Below are 17,118 nucleotides of genomic sequence, written 5' to 3' on the forward strand. Positions count from 1 at the left end.
CGGACGATCTTTCGCGTTATCGTCTTTCCATGTCTTTGTTCCTTCTACTTTTGTTTGCCCTACTTTTGTATTTGTGATATCAGTACCACTTACTTTAGATTCATATCCTGCTACTGGCTGTTCCTTCACTTCATACTTGTATGCCACTCCGTTTGCATCGTATGCTTGGAGCTTTTCAAATGTGTACTTCCATTCTGTTGCTTTACTTACTTCTTTCGTGTCAATTACTCTATCGTTTTGTAGTAAGTCTACTTTGATTGTGCTTGGACGATCTGTTGCATTGTTATCGTTCCACGTTTTCGTTCCTTCTACCTTTGTTTCGCCTACTTTTGTATTTGTGATGTCATAACCTCTTACTTTGGATTCATATCCTGCTACCGGTTGTTCCTTCACTTCATACTTATAAGCTACTCCGTTTACATCATACGCTGCTAAATCTTTAAATTCATATTTCCAACCTGTTGCTTTGCTTACTTCTTGCGTCGCAATCACTGTACCATTTTGTAAAAGATCTACTTTAATCATTTCCGGACGATCTGTTGCGTTATCATCTTTCCATGTCTTCGTTCCTTCTACTTTTGTTTGACCTACTTTTGTATTTGTGATATCAGTACCACTTACTTTGGATTCATATCCTGGTACTGGCTGTTCTTTTACTGTATACTCGTAAGCCTTTCCTTCCGCATCATATGCTTCTAGATCCGCGAATATATATTTCCAACCCATTACTGCTAGTACGTCGTGTGTTTGAATCACGTTCCCGTTTTGTAGTAAGTCTACTTTAATCATCGTCGGACGGTCTGTTGCATTTCCATCGTTCCATGTCTTCGTTCCTTCTACTTTTGTTTTGCCTACTTTTGTATTTGTGATGTCAGTACCACTTACTTGGGATTCATATCCTGGTACTGTTTGCTCTTTCACTTCATACTTGTATGCCTTTCCTTCTGCATCATACGCTGCTAAATCTTTGAATTCGTATTTCCAGCCTGTTGCTTTGCTTACTTCTTGCATCGCAATCACTGTACCATTTTGTAAAAGGTCTACCTTAATCATTTCCGGACGATCTTTCGCGTTATCGTCTTTCCATGTTTTCTTTCCTTCTACTTTTGTTTTGCCTACTTTTGTATTTGTGATGTCAGTACCATTTACTTTGGATTCATATCCTGCCACCGCTTGTTCCTTCACTTCATACTTATACGCTACTCCATTTTCATCATACGCTTCTAAATCTTTGAATTCGTATTTCCAGTCTGTTGCTTTGTTTACCTCTTGCGTCGCAATCACTGTACCATTTAATCATTTCCGGACGATCTGTTGCGTTATCATCTTTCCATGTCTTCGTTCCTTCTACTTTTGTTTGACCTACTTTTGTATTTATGATGTCAGTACCACTTACTTTGGATTCATATCCTGGTACTGCTTGTTCTTTCACTTCATACTCGTAAGGCTTTCCTTCCGCATCATACGCTGCTAAATCTGCGAATATATATTTCCAACCCATTACTGCTAGTACGTCGTGTGTTTGAATCACATTCCCGTTTTGTAGTAAGTCTACTTTGATCATCGTCGGACGGTCTGTTGCATTTCCGTCGTTCCATGTCTTCGTTCCTTCTACTTTTGTTTTGCCTACTTTTGTATTTGTGATGTCAGTACCACTTACTTTAGATTCATATCCTGGTACTGCTTGTTCTTTCACTTCATACTTGTATGCCACTCCGTTTGCATCGTATGCTCGGAGCTTTTCAAATGTGTACTTCCATTCTGTTGCCGCTGTTACTTCTTTTGTGTCTACTACTTTACCGTTTTGTAAAAGATCTACTTTGATCATTTCCGGACGATCTTTCGCGTTATCGTCGTTCCATGTTTTCGTTCCTTCTACTTTCGTTTCGCCTACTTTTGTATTTGTGATGTCAGTACCATTTACTTTGGATTCATATCCTGGTACTGCCTGTTCTTTCACTGTATACTTGTACGCTGCTCCGTTTGCATCGTATGCTTGGAGTTTTTCAAACGTATACTTCCAATTTGTTGCCACTGTTACATCTTTTGTATCCACTACTTTACCGTTTTGTAAAAGATCTACTTTGATCATTTCCGGACGATCTTTTGCGTTATCGTCGTTCCATGTTTTCGTTCCTTCTACTTTCGTTTCGCCTACTTTTGTATTCGTGATGTCATAACCATTCACTTTTGATTCATATCCATCTACCGGTTGTTCCTTCACTTCATACTTGTATGCTTTTCCATTTTCATCGAACGCTACTAAATCTTTAAATTCATACTTCCAACCTGTTTCTTTGCTTACTTCTTGTGTCGCAATCACTGTACCGTTTTGTAGTAGGTCTACTTTGATGGCTTTACGCTCTTCCTCTGTGCCACCTTTCCACGTCTTCGTTCCTGCAACTGATGTCTTGCCTACTTTTGTATTCGTGATGTCATAACCATTTACTTTGGATTCATATCCATCTACCGGTTGTTCTTTCACTTCATACTTATATGCTTTTCCGGCTACATCGTTTATTGCCAAATCTTTAAATTCATATTTCCAGCCTGTTGCTTCGCTTACTTCTTGCGTCGCAATCACTGTACCATTTTGTAGTAAGTCTACTTTAATCATCGTTGGACGACTTTGCGCATTTCCGTCCTTCCATGTTTTTGTTCCTTCTACCTTAGTTGTTTGTACCACTTTTGTATTTGTAATGTCATAACCATTTACTTCTGTTGTGTATCCATCTATCGGTTGTTCTTTTACTTCATACTTGTATGCTACTCCATTTGCATCATATGCTGGTAGGTTGTCAAATTTGTACTTCCAACCATCTGCCGCTGTTACTTCTTTCGTGTCTACTACTTTCTCATTTTGTAGTAACTCTACTTTGATTGAACTTGGACGGTCTTTCTCGTTATCGCCTTTCCACGTCTTCGTCCCTGCAATAGATGTAGTTTTCACTTTATTTGGAATTGGCAACTTAACTCCATTTACAGCATCTGATTTAACTTCAAAAATTATTTTTGCTTGAGGATCGAAATCAACATAGTCTGGAGCCGAAACTTCTTGCACATAATATTTACCTGGTTGTAAATTAGGGATTTCAATTATCCCTTTTTCATCTGTTGTATATACATCTCCAACTTGTTCATTAGACTCTTTATATAACTTAAACGAAACATTTGGGATTACTTTTTCTTCATCCCCTTCAATATGCTTCACAATTTTTAGTGTTCCTCTTGGAGTCACGTTACCTTCAGCACCACCGCCAGCTGTCATATTTTCGACTGGATGAGTACCCGATTCAGTAACTGGTTCTCCGTTTAAAACTTGGTAATCAATCGTATAATCATTCTTAAAGAAATCTTGCTTCTTCCCGGCTTCCGTTATAGTGGATGTATAACCAATCGTAAAGGCAGCAAGACGTGCTTTATCCTTATTAAGCACAACTTTAAATGATCTGTCTCCAGTAAAAGTAATCTTTCCGTAACCTTGCTGTTCAAACTCTTGTAGCGTTAAAGATCGACGACCTAGATTATCATCTATACTTATATAGAAACTATCCTTATTAAGTGTTTGACCTTCTTGTAAATTATCAGTCACGACAATATCACGACTTAGCTCTTCTTTAGCTAAGTTTATATTCAAGAACCAACGTACTTCATCGTCCTTACCCGAGTTCATATCACCAGTTTTATAAAAAAACGGTGGCTTTCCAGGATCTGTACCCCCTCCACCGCTTGGGCCGGTAATTGTTACAGACTGCTTATCTACATTTGTACCGAAATTGGTTTCAATCTCTTTCTTTTCATCCGTCCCTACATTAGCAGCTTCCACGAAAAAGTTTAAATACCCTTTAATATTTTGATGTGTACTCACTTTATCGTTAAACGTACATACCACAGTACCTCCAGTGACTTTACAAGTACCATAGTCATCTAATGGAAACTCTTTATCTAATCCTTTTAATTCTGGAGGCAGTGTTAATGTTAGTGTGTCTCCAGGCTTCAGCTTAAGGCCATCTTTTTCACTAAAGTTTACAGTTACTTTAGTCCGTTGTCCGACATAAAGGTCTGTTTTATCAATCTTAAAACTATCCACAAGTCCTAATGTATTTAATTCTTGTGCATTTGCTACTATAGGTAAAAGACTTTGACCTATAGTAAACATAAAAATCATTATAATCGAAAAAATCGAAGTTATTCTCTTTAAATACATACTCTATGTTAGCCTCCTCATAATTTGAAATATAAATAGTTTCTGGCACAAACATGTTATAACGAAAATTCTGTTATCCAACTATTTCACCTGCGTATTTTGAATAGCTACTATGATTTCTTCCCTCCTTCACTACTACTTAACAACTTGAAACTCGATTTTTTATAAGTCCATCTAACATTTTCAACATGCCTACAATTATGTACTTTTGACCTATATTTTTAATAGGAATATAGATAAACTTTGATAACGAAGTTTAAATAATAAATACATATAGGTTACAGATAACGTAATACATGACAACCATTCTTCTTTTGTGCCTTAGGGATTATAAAATAATTATTATGTGTGTAAAAGACTTTAGTGCGGGCAAACATAGACTAACTACTTCACAGCAAATATGCATCCTATCAACTCCCATACTTATCGTTCTGAAAAAACAACGAAAATTAAGGATTATAGTCTAATTAAGCATATCAACAAAAAAGCTTATAAATGTGGAGCGAGTTAAAATATTACGGACGAAGTATTGTTTGTCTATGAAGATAAAAGAAATAGTCTCCAAATCTGAATAAAGCGGAACAAGTTTGGGGTAAATAAAAATGATTGTGATTTTCAACTGATTTCATGTGAATTTTGCAGAAATACGAGAATCAGTCTTTTCATTTTTGGAGTATATAAATAGGTGTCGTGAAAAAGGGTTTCTCTTGATGTATCTGATTCTAAAGCTATGTCAAAAAATTAAAATAAACCTACATATCATCTATCCGCTAAAAATTTTTAATTTCTTTACGGATAATAAAACATTTATATATACTTATATACATTTATGTATTAATATATATATAAATGATGTTAAACCAAAAATAAGAGGTGTATATCTCCTCATTATTTTTATTGAATCTAAAAAATCAAGTTGATTAGCACCAAATCCCTGGCTCCTTGAATAAATAAGAAGTTTTGAGGATTACCTACTTAGTTGTTAGATAGATTATAATTTTAAGTACACTTACCTTGATTGTAATAACATAATTTAAAGCAATTACAACATTCCCTAGTAGCATTTCGTCAATAAATAATACAGATGTACCTTTTTTGTAATTCCCCCAAAAAACAACAAATTTTTTCCATAGTCTATTATTCTAGAATTGTTACCAAAAATCAATAGTTAATTGTTGTTCCCTATTTTTACTTCATTATTTTAGGTTAACCGATTATCCTATTTTACATATTATATTCTGGCTAAGGTTGACCATCCTCATATCATTCTCCTTAATTTACACAACATTACATGTTTATTTTTTTCAGAAAAAGCCACCTTTCTTTTAAAAGTAATAACATCTATATCCTCATTAAAAATATGCAAATAATTCAGGTTTCACTTTTCTATTTCTCAATACAAATTAATTAAAATAAAGAAAATATATAATAAAGTCTTTATCCGTCTTCTTTTGTCAGTCCAAAAGAAAAACAATTAGTTATAGCAAAAATCACCTACTTTAAAGTGGTGATATTTTATTGAGAAAAATATATATGTATAAAAGCATATTTTCTCCTGCTCATTATCGTATACAATATTAACTGTAACAAAAATGATTACAACTAATAAGGAGGCTTTTTCTACTATGAAAAAAATGATTTTAGCAGGTGCATTAACTTTAGCAGGAATTACTGGTGCTACCGCGTTTATTCCTGAAATAAAGGCTTCTGCCGCTACTCAAGAACAAAGCTTTACAAAATTTTATTCTTTGCAAACTGGAGGTAGTTCTGAACAAGAACCTATTTTCCTTCAAAAAGGACAAGAATTAACAATTCATCCTAACAGCAAAACTCCTAGTTACAGTGTTTATGACTCAAATCATAACCTTATTGGACGTTATTCTGATGGTTACGGCCGAATTTTTACTGCAAAAACAGATGGAAATATGTATGTTCAATTTCATGCACCTTACGTTTACTATAGTCCTGTTAGCTTTTCGGTTACGTATACAATCCGATAAAATAAAGGGCCTTTCTCAAGGCCCTTTATTTTGTTTCCCAATTCACTTTTACAAAACCATCTTTCACCATTAAACCACTTATATTAAATACATACTTTTCATTCGCTTTTAATGTAGCTTTAAAAGTACCTGTTTTCGATTCACAGATCTCTTTTAACTCTCTTATACCTTCTCCTTGCCTTTCATACAAGCTAAAGCATAAATTCCCACGTTTTGCATCTGTCTCATAAGAAAATGTTACTTCTGTATCTTTTGCATACTCAAGTTCAATATCTTTTCCAGCAATATCCCATGATGAGAATTTCACCTCGTAACTTGTCTCCCCTTGCTTCTCATTTTCTAAATATATATCACCAGCTCTCCACATATCATCTAACGTTTGAAGAAAAGCAAAGCCACTCAGTAATACAAACATCGCACTTGCAAATATGACAACTAATGTTATCTTTTGTTTTTTCATAACCTTCATTGTATGCTCTCCTTCTATTTTCTTGTTACTTCTTCGTATCATATATAACAAAACTCCAATAAAAAATGGCAATACAATCGCTATAACACTCCACCACTTACTTATTCCACGCGTTTTCGCATCTGTATACACCCATGATGCTACACATACTAAAAGTGCTATAGAAGCCAAAAACATTGTAATCCCAGCTATCTCAAATACTACAAATGGATTATTGAACTCTATCATGTGATTTATACTCCTTCTTTAAAAATGACTGTATGACAACATATATTGGAATGTATAGGTGCATCATAATAACTATCGTTATAATGACAGATATTTTATGTTCCAAATGACTAACAAACTGCCCTAGGGTGGCTGTTAATACAATCATCCAAATAGCATGAATGAAAATAACCCATCTCTTCTCTAATTTCCGAGCATTTCGCACGCCCTTCTTCGTATTATTTATCAGCTCTTCGCTAGGAATCATCTCTCCTGCTAAACTACTTTTTATCTTTTGATCAAATTTATCTTCCTTCATAAACGAACCCCTCCAAATGTTCTCGCATTTGCTTCTTCGCATAATTAAGGCGGTATTTCACCGTGCCAATTGGTATATTTAATATTTCACTCATTTCTTTGTAAGAATATTGTTCATAGTAGTAGAGTACGAGCACTGTTTTATATTTTTCATTTAATAACTGTATAACTTCTCGTATCATTTCTGCTTCGACTTTTTGAATAAATTCTTCTGATATATTCACATCATCTGCATGCTCTATTTCTCCGCCATCTTCTTTATGAAATAAATCCAATACACGATCTTTCCATCTTTTCTTTTTGCGATAAAAATCATAAAACGTACGAACACAAATTGTAGTAATCCACTTTTTATAATTCTCCACGTAAGAAAGTTGGTGCTGCGATGAAAAAACTTTTATCCACGTCTCTTGAAAAATATCTTCCGCGTCTTCTTTCGTCTTCGCTAACTTATAGCATAAGGAAAATATTTGCTGCTTATATATATCAATTAATTCTTCTACCTTTTCTTCCATCTGAAACCTCCTGTCATTTATATAAGACGATGCAAATTCTCCTTTTGTTTGATAAAATTTTATTTTTTTATTATTTCCATACAAAAAGGCAATCACAACATCGTGTGATTGCCTTTTACTGAAAGCGAAAAATCGGCTTCGCTTTTCTTTATTGTCCAGCTCCAGCGGCTAGAATACTCGGTGGCTTCGCGCCTTCCTCCGAGGCAAAGTACGCCTCTCTGTCAGGAGCTCCATCCCCCTCCTATTCTAAACGAGCCGCTTCCGCTTTTCTTAATTACATTTTTTCTGGTGCAGATACTCCTACGATTGCTAATGCGTTTTGAAGTGTAGTGCGTACTGCTTTCATTAACTCATAGCGAGCTTTACTTAATTCTAAGTTATCTTGGTTTAATACTTTTTCTGCATTGTAGAAGCTGTGTAATGCCGCTGCTAATTCAAATGCATAGTTTGTAATGCGGTGTGGTAGACGTTTTTGTGCTGCATCCGCAACTACTGCTGGGAATTCACCAAGTTTTTTCAGTAACTCTACTTCTTTCTCAGAAGTAACAAGTTTGTAGTTCACGTCTCCGCCTGTAGCTAATCCTAATTCTTCACCTTGGCGAAGGATACTGCATACGCGAGCATGAGCGTATTGTGCATAGTATACTGGGTTTTCATTAGATTTTGATACAGCTAAGTCCATATCGAAGTCTAAATGAGAATCACCACTACGCATTGCGAAGAAGTAACGCATTGCGTCCACGCCTACTTCTTCCATAAGCTCACGAAGTGTAACTGCTTTACCAGTACGCTTACTCATCTTCATTTTCTCACCGTTTTGGTATAGTTGTACCATTTGGATGATTTCTACTTCAAGCGTATCTTTATCGTAACCTAGCGCTTGAATAGCAGCTTTCATACGAGGAATGTAACCATGGTGGTCAGCACCCCAAATGTTAATTAACTTATCGAAACCACGCTCTAATTTATCACGGTGATACGCGATATCTGGCGTTAAGTATGTGTAAGAACCATCGTTTTTAATTAATACACGGTTTTTGTCATCGCCGTAAGTCATTGAACGGAACCAAGTTGCGCCGTCTTCTTCAAAGATTTCTTCACGCTCTTTTAATACAGCAAGAGCTTGATCGATTTTTCCGTTTTTGTATAATGATGTTTCTGAGAACCACACATCAAATTTAACACGGAAGCTTTCTAAGTCTTTTTGAAGTTTTGCTAACTCATATTTTAAACCGTACTCACGGTAGAATTCATAGCTTTCCTTTTCATCAGCTTTCGCATAACGATCGCCAAACTCTTCAGCTAAACGTTTACCGATTCCAATGATATCCGCACCATGGTATCCGTCTTCTGGCATTTCTTTCTCTAGGCCTAAAGCTTGCATGTAACGAGCTTCAACAGAAAGAGCTAAGTTATGAATTTGGTTACCAGCGTCATTAATGTAGTACTCACGAGATACATCGTACCCTGCTTTTGCTAATAGGTTACATAGAGTGTCACCTACTGCTGCACCACGTGCATGTCCTAAGTGAAGGTCACCTGTTGGATTCGCAGATACGAACTCAACTTGTACTTTTTCACCTTTACCAGTATTCGTTTCACCGTAAGCTTCGCCAGCGTTAACGATTGTTGGAATTAAGTCTGTTAAGTAGCTATTATCCATGTAGAAGTTAATGAAACCAGGACCTGCGATTTCAATTTTTTCAATAGAAGCTTTTGCTTTATCGAAGTTTGCAACTAATTCTTCTGCAATCATACGAGGTGCTTTTTTCGCAACGCGTGCAAGTTGCATTGCCATATTTGTAGAGAAGTCACCATTTGTTTTATCTTTTGGAGATTCTAATACAACGTTTGGAATCTGTTCTTCTGTCGCTAATTCTGCCTTTAATACAGCAGCTTGAATTTCTTCTTTAATTAATCCTTTTACTTGTTCTAAAGAATTCATTATTTTGCCTCCTTCAAATTAAGTGTAATTGTATATCTGCCAGCTTCTTGTTCACTTAGAAGCAATGCGTACGTTAAGAAAAGTTGTCCTTTTTTCTTTTCATCCGACCATTTAAAAAGAACGTTATCAGTTTTCGTTTGCAATGCAAACGTACCAAGTTCACTCGTGTACGTACCAGTTGTCCATTCACCTTTCACATGCGTTTGACGCATTGAAACAGCACCTGAACGCATAATGAGAACTTGTTCATCTTGAATTTTAATAATTGTTTTCACTTCGCCCTGTTCGTTCGGCTCTTGGAATGTTACATATGTACCTTGACCTTTTACATAGTATTGACCATTTGCTTCAAAAGCAACGGTTTCCTTCCTCGCCCCTTCACGGATTTCTGTTACGAAATGAACGTGTACCGGCAAGCCTGCAAGTTGTTTCTCCACGTCTTGCACACCTTTCAAATGTTATAGATATTAAATACTACTTATAATAAATCACTTTTCCTATCATATCAAAAAAAGACGCTGTCTGTCTGCTGAAAAATCAGGAAAACTCCATTTCAAAAAATAATTCACTTTCACTTTATTTCATATGATAAAATATTTTTTAAATCTAAATATTCTTTCATTTAAAGAGGTGAGTTAAGTGCTACCAACAAAATTGAAAAAAGGTGATGAAATTAGAGTTATTTCACCATCTTGTAGTTTAAGTATTGTCTCAACTCCGAACCAAGAACTTGCTATAAAAAGATTAACCGACATGGGTTTTCAAGTCACATTCTCAACATATGCTGATGAGATAGATCGATTTGCTTCTTCCTCTATTTCTTCACGCGTTCAAGACCTTCACGAAGCATTTAGAGACCCAAATGTAAAAGCCATTTTAACAACACTTGGCGGATACAACTCTAACGGCTTATTAAAACATCTCGATTACGATTTAATTCGCGAAAACCCTAAATTTTTCTGTGGCTATTCCGATATCACCGCATTAAATAATGCAATTTACACAAAAACTGGACTCGTTACATATTCAGGACCCCACTTTTCTTCTTTTGGAATGGAGAAAGGGCTCGAGTATACGACTGATTACTTTTTAAAATGCTTAACTTCTATTGAACCTATTGAAGTCTTGCCATCTGAAACGTGGAGTGATGATTCTTGGTATGTAGATCAAGAAAACCGAGAATTTATTAAAAATGATGGATATGTTGCAATTCATGAGGGCGAAGCAACTGGAGAAATTATCGGTGGTAATATGAGCACATTGAATTTACTGCAAGGTACACCATATATGCCAAATTTAAAGGATAAAATTTTATTTCTTGAGGAGGATAGCTTAACTGGAAAAGCTACTCTTAAAACCTTTGATCGTTATTTACATTCCCTTATGCAGCAACAAGATTTTGAGTACGTAAAAGGCATCGTTATAGGAAAGATGCAAAAAGGTGCAGAATGCGCGATAGAAGACATTCAAGAAATGATTACATCAAAGCCTGAACTTGCACATATCCCTATCATTGCAAACGCAAGTTTCGGGCATACAACCCCAATTTTCACTTTCCCAATTGGTGGACGTGCAAAAATCATTTCTAACAAAGAAAAGACATCTATCACTATTTTGACACACTAAAAAAGGAGCGAATAAGTCGCTCCTTTTATGGTTTTTCTATTTTTTCCAATGCTTTTTGCGGAATTGATTCTTTCGGGATTTCAGCCCATCCTTTTCCTTGCATACCTTTTGCATAAATTTTTATAAACGCCCCTGTATGCAATTCACGGTTCATCATTCTTTTCACAACTTGTAACTTTCCGTCTTCTGTATACCCTTTAAAAGTATATAAGTATTCTCCGTCTTTTTTCTCACCTTTATCTATAACCGCATAATAATCTTGTATTTCTTTATTTGAAAAGAAGTTGTCTACAAAAGCATGTACACCTTCTGTTTTTGTGTTCAAATAATACGCTGTTCCACCTAGAATAATGGCGAATACAACTAAAACTTTAATTACCAATTTCATACATGCGCCTCCTGTTTGCACTTCTTTTTCCCTAGTCATATATCTATACTTGTATTATACGAAAAATGCCATACTATACTCTATCTAAACACCTTACACTTTCCTTACATTATTGTAAGGCATTTTCACCTTATAGCAATTTCCCAATAAAAATTTTTTCCGTTTCATGAAAATTTATATTATTATTGAATGATACAAATTTTTATTATAAAAATCAAAGGAGACAGTTTTCAAATGGCTATCTTGCAAGGTTTAGCACTATTACTTGTTGTACTTTGTCTATTTACACTTTTTAGTTACCGTGCTCCTTACGGCATGAAAGCAATGGGTGCTTTAGCTAATGCAGCAATCGCAAGTTTTCTTATTGAAGCATTTCACCGTTATATCGGTGGAGAAATGTTTCATAATGACTTTCTACAATCAGTAGGAGAAGCTTCTGGTAGTATGAGCGGTGTCGCAGCAGCAATTTTAGTCGCACTAGCAATCGGTGTTTCACCTGTATATGCTGTTTTAATCGGTATCGCTACTAGTGGATTCGGTATTTTACCAGGATTTTTCGCTGGATACGTTTGTGCTTTCGTCGTGAAATTTCTCGAAAAGAAATTACCAGCTGGTGTAGAGTTTTTAGCAATTTTATTTATTGCTGCACCAATCTCACGAGGAATGGCAATGCTTATGGATCCGCTCGTGAACGCAACGCTCGGTAAAATCGGCTCTATGATTTCAGTTGCAACTACAGAAAGTCCTATCATTATGGGCATTATGCTTGGTGGATTAATCACAGTTATTTCTACCTCTCCATTAAGTTCTATGGCACTAACTGCAATGCTTGGATTAACAGGTTTACCAATGGCGATTGGTAGTCTTGCCGTAGCAGCCTCAGCCCCAATGAACTTTATTTTCTTTAAGCGATTAAAAATTTGCTCAAAGAAAGACACAATCGCTGTAGCAATCGAGCCTTTAACACAAGCGGATGTTGTTTCAGCAAATCCAATTCCAATTTATGCGACAAACTTCGTTGGCGGTGCGCTTGCTGGTATTATTACATCTCTTTTCCAGCTCGTTAATAATGCACCAGGAACAGCATCACCAATCCCAGGACTTCTTGTCTTATTCGGGTTTAATGACGTTGTAAAAGTAACGATTGCTGCTGTATTATGTGGAATCGTTACCACGATTGTTGGATACATCGGATCAATCGTGTTCCGTAAATATCCAATTCGTTCTGCTGATGAAATTCGTGGCATTACTTCGGAAGAGAAAGTAGCATAAGAAAAAGAGTTATTCTCATCGTTTGAGGATAACTCTTTTTTGTGTTGTGTGATGGTAAATGAAATTATATCGACGATTCAACAAGACATATCGACTTACCAACACATAACGATAAAGTAAGGGCCCCCTAATCATATAGGAGGCTCTTACTTTATCCAGCTAGAGCGGCTAGAATGATCGGTGGCTTCGCTTCTTCCTTCGAGGCAAAAAACGCCTCTATGTCTGAAGCTCCATCCCCCTCACATTCTGAGCAAGCCGATTCCGCTTTTATTCTATCCAGTTACGCCTCCTAGACCTTTGCGTCTAAGAACCTTCCCTGCCAAAAGGTAAAAAGCACCTTTTGCAGGAAAGAACCTTAGTCACCAGGTCTAAACAGTCGGCTTTACTTTTATTTCACCCAACCGAGCAGCATTTCCCGCACGAATTTGCTTGCTGCGACTGGCGTTTGATCACTATGGTCGTAGACAGGAGCTACTTCTACTAAGTCTGCTCCAACTACATTTATATTTGAATTTGCAATTGCCACGATGGAATCTAATAATTCTTTAGATGTGATACCTCCAGCTTCTAATGTTCCTGTTCCAGGAGCATGAGCTGGGTCTAATACGTCAATGTCAATTGTGACATAGACTGGGCGTCCTGCAAGTTTCGGTAATACTTCTTTTAACGGTTCTAATACGTCAAATTTATATAAGTTCATACCTACTTCTTTTGCCCATTCGAATTCTTCCTTCATTCCAGAACGAATACCGAAAGAATATACGTTTTCCGGACCAATTAAATCGCACACTTTACGAATTGGTGTAGAGTGAGATAAAGGCTCCCCTTCATACGATTCACGTAAATCAGTATGAGCATCCATATGGATGATCGCTAAATCCGGATATTTTTTTGCCATTGCCTTAAAAATTGGCCAAGACACTAAGTGCTCACCGCCGAGACCTAGCGGAAACTTATCGGCATCTAAAAGTTTTGATACATATTCTTCAATCATATCTATGCTGCGTTGTGCGTTTCCGAATGGTAATGGGATATCACCCGCATCAAAATATTTTACCTCTTCTAGTTCACGATCTAAATATGGGCTATATTCTTCAAGACCGATTGATACTTCACGAATACGTGCAGGGCCAAAGCGAGATCCTGGACGGTAACTTACTGTCCAATCCATAGGCATCCCGTAAATAACTACCTTCGACTCTTCAAAACTTGGATGACTTTTAATAAATACTTTACCTGAATAAGCTTCATCAAAACGCATATTCTTTTCCTCCTTATGTGGAACTTAAGGTATCCCAACCTTTCATTATTTCTCAAATTTGGAGCGAGCTGCTCCTCTTTCTCGATTTACCGGTGTCTTCTTTTTTACAATAAGAAGACGATTTTCTTTACAGAAGTGTAAATAGCTAGCATGTTCAAGTCTTCTAGACAAACACCTTAAATGAGCTACTTACACTTTATTTGTTCCATACGATCCTCTTACTTAATTAGATCGCCAACAAATTTCGGTAATGCGAATGCTGCATTGTGTAATTCTTTTGTGTAGTATTTCGTTTCGATTTCGTGGAAACGATCTTCACTTACTTCTAATGGATCATGTTTTTTAGATCCAATTGTGAATGTCCAAAGACCACTTGGGTAAGTTGGAATATTCGCTGTGTATAAACGAGTAATTGGGAAGATCTCTTTTACGTCTTTAAACACAGTCGTAATTAGTTCTGGTGTGAACCAAGGGTTGTCCGTTTGTGCAACGAAAATACCGTCTTCTTTTAATGCTTTTGAAATTCCAGCGTAGAAGCCTTTTGTAAATAGGTTTACTGCTGGGCCTACTGGCTCAGTAGAATCTACCATAATTACGTCATATTCATTTTCGCTTTCTGCAATGTGTAAGAAACCGTCTCCTACTTTTACTTCTACACGCTCATTATCTAATGCGCCTGCAATTGATGGTAAGTATTGTTTAGAGTACTCAATTACTTTTCCGTCAATTTCAACAAGAGTTGCTTTCTTTACGCTTGGGTGTTTTAACACTTCACGAATAACACCACCATCGCCACCACCTACAACTAATACGTTTTCAGGGTTTGGATGTGTAAATAAAGGTACGTGCGCTACCATTTCATGATAAACGAACTCATCTTTTTCTGTTGTCATAACCATGCCGTCTAAAATAAGCATGTTTCCGAACTCTTCCGTTTCAACCATATCAAGTTTTTGGAATTCTGTTTGCTCCGTATGTAATGTGCGGTTAATACGCGCCGTAATCCCAAAATGTTTTGTTTGTTTTTCAGTGAACCATAGTTCCATCGTACAATCACGCCTTTCAATGCAAATTTATAATAGGGACATCATTAATGTCCCCTAACAAAAATAAAACAAAACATCCAAAATGTATAGTTAAAAGTACAAAAATACCGAAAATATATTTTAGTCAGAGGGTTCTAACATATACATAAAAAGAAAACCCTTTCTTAAGAAAGGGCTTTTGTCTCTATTTCTACTGGTTTACGAATTGGAATTAGAATCATAATACAACCAACTAATACCACAATTCCCCCAACTAAAAATGGACTTTGTGGCGAAACTGTGTGCCCGATAACTCCTGATAAAATTGGAGCAATTGCGCCACCTAGCCAACGAACGAAGTTATAAACACCTGATGTCACAGATCTTTCATAAGGTGAAATATCCATTACATAGCTTGTAAATAATGCATTATTTATTCCTGATGCTAATCCAGATAGGACGATTAATACGATTTGTAACCACATAATTTTCACGAAGAATAATGCAATCAAGAAAATCGCAAATACGAGTAAACTGCCTTTCAACAATGCTTTCGGCTCATATTTCCCTTCTAACTTATGTGCTAAAATTGCAGAACCGTAAGCTAACGCGAGTCCCCATCCACAAAATACAAATCCTAATTGAATAGCAGATAAATGCATAATAAGTGGTGAATATGCTAACACAACGAAAAATCCGTAGTAGTATAACATTCCTGAAATCGCGCCTTGCATAAATGGTTTATACTTCACCAGGTTAAGTAATTCTCCTACGCCTGCCGCTTTACGTTTCACTTTTCGCTCTGGTTCTTTCACAAAAAAGAAAACTAAAATAAATGCTAAGAAAATTAAAATACTCGTTGCGAAAAATGGGTAACGCCAAGAATGTCCACCTAATATACCGCCTAATAACGGTCCGCCCGCCATTCCTAAACCGATAGCTGCTTCATATAATCCTACTGCTTCATGAACTTCTTTACTTAATGCAATCAATAATGTCATCGCCGTTGCGAAGAACATTGCATTTCCTAATCCCCATCCAGCGCGAAAAAGAGATAATTGAGCAATCGTTTGCGATACACCACATATAAACGCAAATACAGTTACGATCGCAAGACCAATTGTCATCATTCGTTTATCACCAAATCTTGATGCAAATATACCAGCTGGTAACATCATAATTGCCATCGTTAAAATATACGCTGTAAATAACATCTCGACTTGCCAATGCGTTGCCCCAATCTTTTCAGCAATAATTGGCAAAATTGGATCGACTACCCCTATACCTGAAAAGGCAAGGAAAGTAGCTACCACTGTAATCAATCTCCCTAGTTTTTGTTTGCTCTCCATTTTGATTACTCTCCTTTTGTATTCTCTAAAAATGTCACTGCACGATGTAAACTATCCTCAAGTTCCGCCTTCACACGCTGCATTTGCTCCATTTTCTCATCTAGCGTTTGCACTTGTTTTTCAAGCATCTCTCTAATTTCTTGAATGACTTCACGATCACGAGGGTTCTCACTATTTCTTCTTTTCTCCATTCTTTCTTTTAACGATAAGAAATGTTGCATTTCTTGAAGCGTAATTCCTAACACTTCTTTCGCTTCTACAATCCTTTTAATTCTTGCAATATCCTCATCTGTATACAGGCGAATGTTCCCCTCACTACGTTCTGGGGGATGAATTAAACCAATTTCCTCATAATAACGAAGTGTACGCTTTGTTAAACCAACTTGTTTCGTGACTTCATCAATTTTATACATGTTTATTCCTCCCTTCACTCAATTATTACATTTTACGTTAACGTTAACTTTTATGCAACTGTTAGACTTTTGTAAATGTTTATCCTATTCAATTGTATTTTTCCAAAAGCAGTTTCATAATGA

General features: G+C 36.3%; 13 protein-coding genes and 1 pseudogene. 3 read left to right on the top strand and 11 right to left on the bottom strand.

Annotated elements, in window-relative coordinates; all coding sequences use genetic code 11:
* Positions 1–6: 6 nt before the first annotated feature.
* Positions 7–4,207, bottom strand: a pseudogene (locus ATN06_RS27155) (Cna B-type domain-containing protein); the annotation flags it as partial.
* Between the two features lie 1,625 nt (positions 4,208–5,832).
* Here ATN06_RS27155 and ATN06_RS27165 point away from each other — a divergent pair.
* The gene (locus tag ATN06_RS27165; protein WP_060632984.1) at positions 5,833–6,207 is read left to right on the top strand and encodes a hypothetical protein; all 375 of its coding nucleotides are present in this window, start codon (positions 5,833–5,835) and stop codon (positions 6,205–6,207) included.
* A 25-nt stretch (positions 6,208–6,232) separates the two neighbouring features.
* Here the strand turns inward: ATN06_RS27165 and ATN06_RS27170 are convergent, their stop codons facing one another.
* The 5 genes from ATN06_RS27170 to ATN06_RS27190 all read right to left on the bottom strand — a co-directional run bounded on the left by ATN06_RS27170 (position 6,233) and on the right by ATN06_RS27190 (position 10,098).
* The gene (locus ATN06_RS27170) at positions 6,233–6,904 is read right to left on the bottom strand and encodes a hypothetical protein (protein ID WP_060632985.1); all 672 of its coding nucleotides are present in this window, start codon (positions 6,902–6,904) and stop codon (positions 6,233–6,235) included.
* Positions 6,888–7,202, bottom strand: a complete 315-nt coding sequence (locus ATN06_RS27175; protein WP_060632986.1) for a hypothetical protein — start codon at positions 7,200–7,202, stop codon at positions 6,888–6,890. The genes ATN06_RS27170 and ATN06_RS27175 overlap by 17 nt, the downstream gene beginning before the upstream one ends.
* Positions 7,189–7,716 (bottom strand): RNA polymerase sigma factor, encoded by a 528-nt coding sequence (locus ATN06_RS27180; RefSeq protein ID WP_060632987.1) that lies wholly within the window; start codon positions 7,714–7,716, stop codon positions 7,189–7,191. The genes ATN06_RS27175 and ATN06_RS27180 overlap by 14 nt, the downstream gene beginning before the upstream one ends.
* 274 nt (positions 7,717–7,990) lie before the next feature.
* Positions 7,991–9,661, bottom strand: a complete 1,671-nt coding sequence (gene argS / locus ATN06_RS27185; RefSeq protein WP_060632988.1) for an arginine--tRNA ligase — start codon at positions 9,659–9,661, stop codon at positions 7,991–7,993.
* Positions 9,661–10,098, bottom strand: a complete 438-nt coding sequence (locus ATN06_RS27190) for a YwiB family protein (protein WP_000414868.1) — start codon at positions 10,096–10,098, stop codon at positions 9,661–9,663. Before ATN06_RS27190 ends, argS begins: the two co-directional genes overlap by 1 nt.
* Positions 10,099–10,300: 202 nt before the next feature.
* Between ATN06_RS27190 and ATN06_RS27195 the strand changes: the two genes are divergently transcribed.
* Positions 10,301–11,287 carry a S66 family peptidase gene (locus ATN06_RS27195; protein ID WP_060632989.1) on the top strand — a complete coding sequence of 329 codons (987 nt, stop codon included), beginning with the start codon at positions 10,301–10,303 and terminating at the stop codon, positions 11,285–11,287.
* Positions 11,288–11,312: 25 nt separating this feature from the next.
* Here the strand turns inward: ATN06_RS27195 and ATN06_RS27200 are convergent, their stop codons facing one another.
* Positions 11,313–11,675, bottom strand: a complete 363-nt coding sequence (locus ATN06_RS27200) for a YxeA family protein (protein ID WP_000779938.1) — start codon at positions 11,673–11,675, stop codon at positions 11,313–11,315.
* A gap of 234 nt (positions 11,676–11,909) precedes the next feature.
* On the opposite strand from ATN06_RS27200, the gene ATN06_RS27205 reads away from it, so the two are divergent.
* A complete protein-coding gene (locus ATN06_RS27205) occupies positions 11,910–12,947 on the top strand; it encodes a PTS sugar transporter subunit IIC (RefSeq protein ID WP_000996323.1) in 1,038 nt (345 codons plus the stop codon).
* 388 nt (positions 12,948–13,335) lie between these two features.
* On the opposite strand, the gene speB is transcribed toward ATN06_RS27205, so the two are convergent.
* The 4 genes from speB to ATN06_RS27225 form a co-directional block, all read right to left on the bottom strand.
* Positions 13,336–14,208: an agmatinase gene (gene speB / locus ATN06_RS27210; protein ID WP_060632990.1), complete on the bottom strand. Its 873-nt coding sequence runs from the start codon at positions 14,206–14,208 to the stop codon at positions 13,336–13,338.
* A gap of 218 nt (positions 14,209–14,426) precedes the next feature.
* Entirely contained in the window at positions 14,427–15,254 is an 828-nt protein-coding gene (gene speE / locus ATN06_RS27215) for a polyamine aminopropyltransferase (RefSeq protein ID WP_060632991.1), read from the bottom strand.
* A gap of 164 nt (positions 15,255–15,418) precedes the next feature.
* Positions 15,419–16,582 (bottom strand): MFS transporter, encoded by a 1,164-nt coding sequence (locus ATN06_RS27220; protein ID WP_060632992.1) that lies wholly within the window; start codon positions 16,580–16,582, stop codon positions 15,419–15,421.
* 5 nt (positions 16,583–16,587) lie between these two features.
* Positions 16,588–16,995 (bottom strand): MerR family transcriptional regulator, encoded by a 408-nt coding sequence (locus ATN06_RS27225; protein ID WP_060632993.1) that lies wholly within the window; start codon positions 16,993–16,995, stop codon positions 16,588–16,590.
* Between the last annotated feature and the right edge of the window lie 123 nt (positions 16,996–17,118).

The organism is Bacillus thuringiensis (assembly GCF_001455345.1).
GTDB classification, from domain to species: Bacteria; Bacillota; Bacilli; order Bacillales; family Bacillaceae_G; genus Bacillus_A; species Bacillus_A thuringiensis_N.